Source organism: Alkaliphilus hydrothermalis, from assembly GCF_016908555.1.
Lineage (GTDB): Bacteria > Bacillota > Clostridia > Peptostreptococcales > Natronincolaceae > Alkaliphilus > Alkaliphilus hydrothermalis.
In genome coordinates this window covers 1-8,823 of the sequence record NZ_JAFBEE010000037.1, presented here as the reverse complement: position 1 = coordinate 8,823, position 8,823 = coordinate 1, and the positions used below count along the sequence as shown (strand labels likewise).

Annotated in this window: 9 protein-coding genes; all 9 read right to left on the bottom strand. The window is 32.8% G+C overall.

From position 1 onward, the window contains the following. Window positions 1–163: 163 nt before the first annotated feature. Window positions 164–733, bottom strand: coding sequence for a hypothetical protein (locus JOC73_RS14800; protein WP_204404635.1), 570 nt, complete (start codon window positions 731–733; stop codon window positions 164–166). Beyond that, a complete protein-coding gene (locus JOC73_RS14795) occupies window positions 730–1,377 on the bottom strand; it encodes an RHS repeat-associated core domain-containing protein (protein WP_330613229.1) in 648 nt (215 codons plus the stop codon). The genes JOC73_RS14800 and JOC73_RS14795 overlap by 4 nt, the downstream gene beginning before the upstream one ends. A 33-nt stretch (window positions 1,378–1,410) precedes the next feature. Further along, complete coding sequence (locus JOC73_RS14790) at window positions 1,411–2,202, bottom strand: hypothetical protein (RefSeq protein WP_204404631.1); 792 nt, start codon at window positions 2,200–2,202, stop codon at window positions 1,411–1,413. Window positions 2,203–2,288: 86 nt separating this feature from the next. Beyond that, entirely contained in the window at window positions 2,289–3,581 is a 1,293-nt protein-coding gene (locus tag JOC73_RS14785) for an RHS repeat domain-containing protein (protein ID WP_204404629.1), read from the bottom strand. A 70-nt stretch (window positions 3,582–3,651) separates the two neighbouring features. After that, complete coding sequence (locus tag JOC73_RS14780; protein ID WP_204404627.1) at window positions 3,652–3,990, bottom strand: hypothetical protein; 339 nt, start codon at window positions 3,988–3,990, stop codon at window positions 3,652–3,654. Window positions 3,991–4,014: 24 nt separating this feature from the next. After that, entirely contained in the window at window positions 4,015–5,097 is a 1,083-nt protein-coding gene (locus JOC73_RS14775; RefSeq protein WP_204404625.1) for an RHS repeat-associated core domain-containing protein, read from the bottom strand. A 268-nt stretch (window positions 5,098–5,365) separates the two neighbouring features. Beyond that, the gene (locus JOC73_RS14770; RefSeq protein WP_204404623.1) at window positions 5,366–5,815 is read right to left on the bottom strand and encodes a DUF5071 domain-containing protein; all 450 of its coding nucleotides are present in this window, start codon (window positions 5,813–5,815) and stop codon (window positions 5,366–5,368) included. Between the two features lie 17 nt (window positions 5,816–5,832). Further along, entirely contained in the window at window positions 5,833–8,361 is a 2,529-nt protein-coding gene (locus JOC73_RS14765; RefSeq protein WP_204404621.1) for an RHS repeat domain-containing protein, read from the bottom strand. A 14-nt stretch (window positions 8,362–8,375) separates the two neighbouring features. Beyond that, entirely contained in the window at window positions 8,376–8,669 is a 294-nt protein-coding gene (locus JOC73_RS14760) for a DUF4279 domain-containing protein (protein WP_204404619.1), read from the bottom strand. Between the last annotated feature and the right edge of the window lie 154 nt (window positions 8,670–8,823).

Below are 8,823 nucleotides of genomic sequence, written 5' to 3'. Positions count from 1 at the left end.
TACTTGTCAAACAGATCTCCTCCTTAGAAGTTTTATTATCTGTATTCTAGCAAAGCTTCTATTTGCAGGCTAGGCGGAGATTCTTTGACGGTTACCTATAAATTGAAGAAGACAAGGGATCATTAAATTTCTCCTCTTGTCTCCTAGTCTTAATTTCTAAAGATTATTCTTGAACAGTTTTACTATCAAATAAATCAACAAGGTCAGTAAATAAACAATGAAAAACAGTTACATTTCCATCATCAACAAACTCCATTTGTACATCTGAAATTATTCGCTTAGCACTTTCAGAATCTAATTTCTTATATCCTAGTTCTCTTATTAATTGTGTTAATAATAATTTAATATTACTATTCAGTTCTTCCTCAGATACCTGTGTAAACTTCCAAATACTATTCTCCTCATCGAATTCTGTTTCTTCGATGAAATAGAAGCAATAATTAGAGATTAAACTAAAAAATATCCTCAAATCTCTCCGTGTTCCACCAAGACAGCTCAATAATAATTTATCATCATCTAATAAACCCTGGTTTTCGTGGAGTAGAATTTTCATTTCACAACAATTGGCACTTTCAGTATCTGACCAATTACTTATAACATAGTTTTTGAAACTTTCTCTAAATGTCAATAAAATATTATTGCACTTCTTCTGATGAAGATATACTAATTCTGTTTTATTTTCAATAGATCTACTTGAATGAATAATATTAAATATTTCCTTATCAGTAATCATTTCCTATTGTCTCCCTTATTAAATCTTTTATCATTTAGAAGTTTTTTCGCCTTTTTAGCATTTGCTTTACCTTTTTTAGCTAAATTTTCTATTTCTTTTAAAGTTTTATCTAATAATTCCGTAGGAAACTCCCTTAGTATTGTTCCTTTTTTCTCCTTGCCAATAATATCTTGTGCCGTTAAATTTTCTCTTACATTTAGAACATAATTCTTAGCCTTATTCCATAGCCATGAACCGACTTTATATACTGCCCATCCCCCTACTATAATAGCTGTTGCAGTAAATGCTACTTGACCTATTCCTGGAATGAAATACACTGCGGCAGCATGATATCCACTTGGATCAATATATATCACAGGATTACTATGAGCATAATTATACTGATTTAAGGAAAGTGGCTCATTTACAAACCCATGGAATGGATCTCGAGTAATAAATCTACCAACCTCAGCATCATAATACCTAGCCATCAGATAATATAACCCTGTTACTTCATCATATCTATATCCTGCATAACGATATGGGTTGACAGAAGCCATTGTACCCGATTGAGAAATGATATTACCATAGGCATCATAGTCATATTCGGCTACAACATTACCACTGGCATCGGTTAAGGTTACTACATCCCCATGTCCGTTGATATGGTAGTAATAGGTTACTCCACCTCTCGGATCTTAATTATCTAGCACTTCTACGAATTTTATTGTAATCATTCTGTTAATATAAATAGTAGGATATAAAGAAAACATTGAAAAGAATAGTAGGTTACTATAATAAAGTAACGCAACACCCAATAGTAGGCTACTAGTTTCTATTAAGAACCTATTTCTGGCTTTTTTCTGTTCATTTGTAAGCCAAACTAGTCTTTGATAAGACAACTTTAAATAACCTAAAAGTCCAATAAAGCCTATAACTGCAAACAATAACTTATAATTTGGGAAGTGTTGCATTAATGTTGGTAATACTATATAAATCATAACTAATAGTACATATGAATGTTCAATAATAAGAGCAACCTTGAGTATAATATTATTATTAGTTTTAGGGTTAATATAAATTAATTTCCCGATTTTATCTTTATGTTGTTTAACATAGTTTTTTAATAAGTTGATATCTTTTTCTGATAATAGATATTTACTTATTGGCAAGTTTTTACCCTCTTGTTTCATTATTAACACTCCAAGTAATAATGTACTTACCATTAAAATTGATTGCATAACTAAGAGATAATTAAAAGACTCTGCCCATTCCTCAACAATTGTTGTATAATATATCAAAACTATCGCTATTAATTTAAATATTATGTCCAAGCTAATATAAGTTTTTACAATTTTCGATCTACTATGAAGGAATAAAAAATCTGTAATCCATAAGTTTAATAATATTATTATCTGAGGTGTAACAACCCACAACTTTAGGATACCTTTTAGTTCCCAATCAGAAGATGCTTCAATAAATATAATCATAAAATTATTCACAAAATAAATAAAAGTAAAGAATATTGATATAAAAATCTGTTTTTAAAGCCTATGTCTATGATATCGACAATAGATTAAAGGAAGTAAAAGACAGCCAAGGTCAAACGATTGCCTCCTTCACCTATGGAGTTAGTAGTAGTTGATACTCCACCTGTTGTTGAGATTTTTTTAGTTCTATTTCCTACTGCATCATGTTCGTAGGAAATCGTCGTGCCATCTAATAAAGTTTCTTGAGTTAATTGATTTAAGTCATCATATTGGTAATTGATTGTTCCGTTGTTAGTCACGACACTTGTTCTATTACCATTTGCATCATAGCTATAGGTGAATCTGTTTAGAATTCCACCATTACGGTTGTAGTTTGAGATGGTCTTTAATCTATTAGCTTCATCAAATAGTGAAGTTGTACTGGAATCATTTTGTCTATTGGTTGTAATGATATTTCCTTCTTCATCATAAACAAATCTTGCTAAGTTTGATCCGTTTCTTGTCGACTGAACCATTTGATTTAATTGATTGTAGATATATCCTGTTGTTACTGAAGTTGCTCCTGCTGTTTTTACTAAGGATGTGATATTACTGTTGAGGTCATAATTGTACTGGATACTGTTGTTTGTTCCAGTTTCCACCTTAGTTAATCTAGCATTATCATCATAGGTGATGGTTTGGTTTTTGTTCGGTACTGTATCGGTGACCCCAGTTACATTACCGTTGGCATCATAAGTGTAGCCAAAACGCTGTACTCCATTGTATAAAATCTTATCTAATCTATTTAAGGCATTGTAGCTACTTGAGATTGTATCTCCCTTTGGATAGATTAATTTAGTTATATTACCATTCTTATCATGCTCAAGTACTGTTAGTTGATTTAGAGGATTAGTAACCTTGGATAACTTATTAAATTCATTATACTCATAGTTTGTTATCTTATTTCTTGCATCAGTAATATTAGTGATATTACCTACAGCATCTCTGCCATAGGAAGTAATTCCACCCTTTACATCGGTAACTCTGGTTAAAAGATTACGCTTATCATAGGCAAAATAGGTTGTTTTTAATTTTCCATCGGTGATAGAAGTTTTGTTCCCTACATCATCATAGCCAAAGGAAACTGTGTTTCCTAGTCCATCTTTAATACTTGTGGCATAGTTGCCCTTTGCGTCATAGGTGTAGGCGGTTACGCTATCACCCATCTCTAATCTTGTACCATCAAAGTAGGCTGTACCTGTTTGGTTGTAATAGTAGTAGTATACATCAATAGAGCTAAAGTTCTTTGTTGAATTTACTTTTACGCTGGCTGCAACATGTTGCCATTCGGTTTCTGTTTTGCTATAGTCGTTGGATGGAATGATAAATAAAATCGACAAAGTGATATGTTATTAAATATCACTTTGTCATATTGTGGATGCTAAAATTCAAAACTTTATTTTTGGAGAATTATTCTTTAAATAACTTGTTGTATGTCTCTTTCGCAATATTTTTATAGTTTTTTACATAATAAAAGTGATCATTCCAAGTTACACCTAACATTATCAATGATGGAAAAACTAATAAGGATGATAGTAATAATTTATCGTATTCCTTTAGAGCAATGTGCAAAAGTAGGTGTCCATAAGGAGATATATAAATTACGGTTAAAAGAATTAAAGTCGAAATCTTTGGTTTAATTAATTTTTCTATATCTTTTAATTGCTCTTCATCATATTCCGTGTCTTGTATTTGTTGTTTATCTATTTTTTCATCTTCTAATTGTTGTTTATTTTTTTTTCCTTTCACCTTAAATTTCCTCCCTATTAGAGTCTATCCAAATACATAACCGTTTTTTCTAGTTTTTCCCCACCAATGGTCAATATAATCTAATCCTTTTGCTACCAAAGATCCTGGAGTTTCTCCAGCAAGAGTGAATGCTGCGCTTATTGCCGCTCCGACAGCTACTTTCGTAATAGAAGGATGAAGAGCTAGAAGTTTACCTCGTATAGCATGCACTACTTTATTTTTATTTTTCTTCAGAAAAGCTTGTGCTGCTTTTTTTCCATATATTGATTTTCCTGCTGTAAAAACGACAATTGCTGCATCAATAATTCTACCTACCCATTTCACCGAATTCCACCATCCATTACGTAAATGTCCTGTTGGATCCGTATACATTACTGGATTACTTCCACAATAATTGTATTGATTTAGAGATGAGGGGTCTGTTTCTATTCCATGGAACGGATCTCTACTAATAAATCTCCCAACCTCAGCATCATAATACCTAGCCATCAGATAATATAACCCTGTTACTTCATCATATCTATATCCTGCATAACGATATGGGTTGACAGAAGCCATTGTACCCGATTGAGAAATGATATTACCATAGGCATCATAGTCATATTCGGCTACAACATTACCACTGGCATCAGTTAAGGTTACTACATCCCCATGTCCATTAATGTGGTAGTAGTAGGTTACTCCACCTCTTGTCATGGTTGCTGGGTTACCCTCTGGATCATAGGTGTATTCTGCTACGATAGTGTTATTTGAATCTGTTTCATAAACTACTTTATCTCCGTTGTAGTGGAAATGAGTTGTTCCACTGTTTGTGGTCATACTATTTCTCTTTCCTTCATGGTCATAGGTGAAGGAGGCAATAGTTTGACCTTGGCTGTCTTTTACTTCCTTTAATCTGTTGTCTAGATCATAGATATAGGTTTTGTTTCCGTTGTTGGTTAAGTTTCCATTTGCATCATAGCTATAGGCTTGACCATTTACAGAAATTAATTCATTACCATCATTGTAGGTGTAGTTAGTAGTAGTTGATACTCCACCTGTTGTTGAGATTTTTTTAGTTCTATTTCCTACTGCATCATGTTCATAGGAAATAGTCGGAGTCAACAAGAACCGTCCCTCTTGACTGAATTTAATTACATTTAAACAAACTAATATAAAATTCTAAAGAAAATATCCATCTAAATGCTCTAATTGCCCGCTATTATTTGTCCCTTTGAACTCCCTACTACAGTCAAAACCACATTTACACAGTAGTTATTGTAGTTACTACTAGTTAAATCCATATTTAACCATAAGTCCAGATACTACAGTTACTATAACAGCTACCTCTTGGCCTTTTAGTTGGTGCAAGTCTTTTATCTATAAAATGATTATTTTACCAGTCAGCAAGTTTTAAATATTCATATATCTCTTTTCTCTGGAAATCACTAACTCTAATGTTTAAAGTATCTATAACGCTCTGAATTCCAGCAATCCACATATAATCTTCTTCTGCCTCTGCCTTTATAAGGGCTTCTTCAACGCAATGAATTAGGTGGTTAATATTAACTTTTTTCATTATATCAACAGCAATTGGTACTCCAGGCCAATTCATATCTTGTAGTAACCATATTAGTTTGGGAACAGCTTGTATATAATGACTATAGCTTAACTTTTCTAATACTATTAGAGCATTTTCCCATGTGCTTTTTTTGTCTTCTTGAATTAAAAGATTTATAAGCTTAACATCTATTTCTAATAACGACTTCATTGCTTTTTGCTGTGACTCTTTTGGATAATCCCAGCTTAATTGTTCTACTAGTCTAATAATTTCAATATCATTCATTTCTATATCTCCTTATACTATTTTACCCTTACAGATAAAGCTTGAAGCAACTTAGTATACTCATGAGGATTTGTATTAGCATTTGTTCTGGAATTAATCCACTCTTTCATCTTGGTCATATTAATAGGTCTAACAGACACATGGGTCAAACCATCCTTTATAGCTACTAACTTACCTGTTGCATTAATTGCTTCCATTGTTGTGGCTGTATAAGCTCTTAGTGGTTTAACTGTAGAATAGGATAAACCTAGGAAATCCGATGTTCTTGGAGTCAAGTTAGTACCGTTTCCACTTCCTGTCCTAAAGATTATTTTGGGTTTTCTTCTTCTAAATTTATCTTCTAGCGCCTTAGAAACCTCATGAGTTCCAACAATTGCTACCGTTACAGTAGTTGCCACTAATATAGCAGTCAATAAAGCTTTTATTGAGACTGCTGCAAAAGCGCCTAAAAGCAAAGCAAAATTTCCACTTACATCATTATACAGTACTGGATTATTAAAGGAGTAGACATAAGTGTTTAAACTAATGGGCAGATAAACAACTCCTTGGAATGGATCTCTTGTGACAAACCTACCAATATTTGCATCATAATATCTAGCCATCAAATAGTAAAGCCCCGTTACTTCATCATATCTATAGCTTGAATATCGATATGGGTTGGCAGAAGCCATTATACCAGTTTGAGAAATAATATTTCCATAAGCATCATAATCATAAGAAGCAACTACATTACTATTTTCATCTGTTAAAGATACTACGTCTCCATGTCCATTAATATGGTAGTAGTAGGTTGCTCCTCCTTTAGTCATGGTTGCTGGGTTATCTTCTGAATCATAGGTGTATTCTGCTATGATGTTATGATTTTCATCCGTTTCATAAAGAACCTTATCTCCAGTATAGAAGAAGTGAATAGTACCACTTGAAGTAGTCATACTATTTCTTCTACCCTCATGATTGTAGGTGAAGGAGGTAATTGTCTGGCCTTGATTATTTCTTACTTCCTGTAGGCGGTTGTCTATATCATAGATATATGTTTTACTACCTTTACTTATCAAATTACCATTTGCATCGTAATTATAAGCTTGACCACCAACTGAGATCAATTCATTGCCATCATTATAAGTGTAGTCAAGAATACTTGATGTGCCACCTAGTATTGTTGTTTTCTTTGTTCTGTTTCCCACTGCATCGTACTCATAAGATATAACGGTTCCATCTATCTGTGTTTCGCTGATTAATTGATTTATATCATCATATTGATAACTAATAGTACCTTTGTCGGTAACAACACTACTTGGGTTACCATTCTGGTCATAGTTATAGGTATATTGATTCTGGACACCACCATTAGCCTTGAAGTTAGTAATTGTTTTTAGTCGTTTAGAGTCATCATAAAGGTAAGAAGTTGTGGTGTCATTTTGTCTATTTGTCGAGACAACTTTTCCTTCCTCATTATAGATAAACCTCATCATATTAGAGCCATTTCTAGTCAATTGTATCACTTGGTTTATTTGGTTATAATTGTAACCTGTTGTGACAGAAGTTGCCCCCGCCATATTAACAATAGATGTTATATTATCATTATCGTCATAATTATATTGGATGCTATTATTTGTACCGATTTCAACTTTTGTTATTCGATTGTTTTCATCATAAATGAAGGTTGAATTTTCACGTGATACTGTGTCTGTTATGGCTATTATATTCCCATTTCCATCGTAATTATAACCATATCTCTCTACTCCATTATAGAATACTTTTTGAAGCCTATTTAGTGGATTGTAGCTATAAGATACTACATCCCCTTTTGGATAGGTTAATTTTGTACGATTACCATTTCGATCATATTCAAAACGAGTTACTTGATTTAATGGATTAATTACTTTTGAAACTTGATTTAATTCGTTATACTCATAACTCGTTACCTTGTTTCTTGCATCAGTAACATTAGTTCTATTACCCACTCCATCATATCCATAGCTTGTAATAGCACTCCTACTATCAGTAACCTTGGTTAATAGCCCTCGCTTGTCATAAGCATATGAAGTTGTTTTTCCTCTACCATCAGTCATTGAGGTCCTATTTCCAACAACGTCATACCCAAAAGAAAGGTTATTTCCTAATCCATCTTTAATATTCGTTATGAAATTTTGGTTTCCGTCGTATTCATAGGCGGTTACGCTATCACCCATTTCTAATCTTGTTCCATCAAAGTAGGCTGTACCTGTTTGATTGTAATAATAGTAGTAAACATCAATAGAGCTAAAGTTCTTTGTTGAATTTACTTTTACACTGGCTGCCACATGTTGCCATTCAGTTTCTGTTTTGCTAAAGTCGTTGGCATTATTCCAATCCACTGTTCCATCGGTATGGTTGATGGCTACCTGCATTAGATAATTTCCACCATTAGGGTTAGCTACTACTTGTCTTGACCAACCTGATAGGGTTAGTTTAGTATTTGGTCCCCCTGAAAGATTGATTCTTTGACGGATAAATTTATTCTTTCCAGCTTCTCCTATAACCTTGAAGGAATGTTGTCCCTCCAATTCATTTTCATCATTTAAGAGTCAACAAGAACCGTCCCTCTTGACTTTATTGGATTTTCTGAAAGAATCATCACAATAATAAATTTACATTTAGCAGAAAACTCCTTCTGAATATCATTTATGATATCTGTTTTGTCTTTTAAAACATCATATAATTTACTCATCTCTGTTGATAAATCAATTGATTCAGTATATTCTGTTTGAATGCTCCAGCAACATTCTTTTCTTTTTAGGGGAGTTTGCTTATCTGGTCCCCCCATAAAAACATCTCCCTTACGATAGGATTCTGAAGGGTTTAAATTAAGCAATCTTGTTATTTATCTGGTGAGAAGCGTTCACCTAGGATACAAAAGTCAATTTTAATTTTAGTCAATTTTAATTTTAGTCATTTTTATTCTCCTATTTAGCTTTGTTGTGATAAACTTAATTATCTTATTTTAGATAATTATCATCATTAAGGTT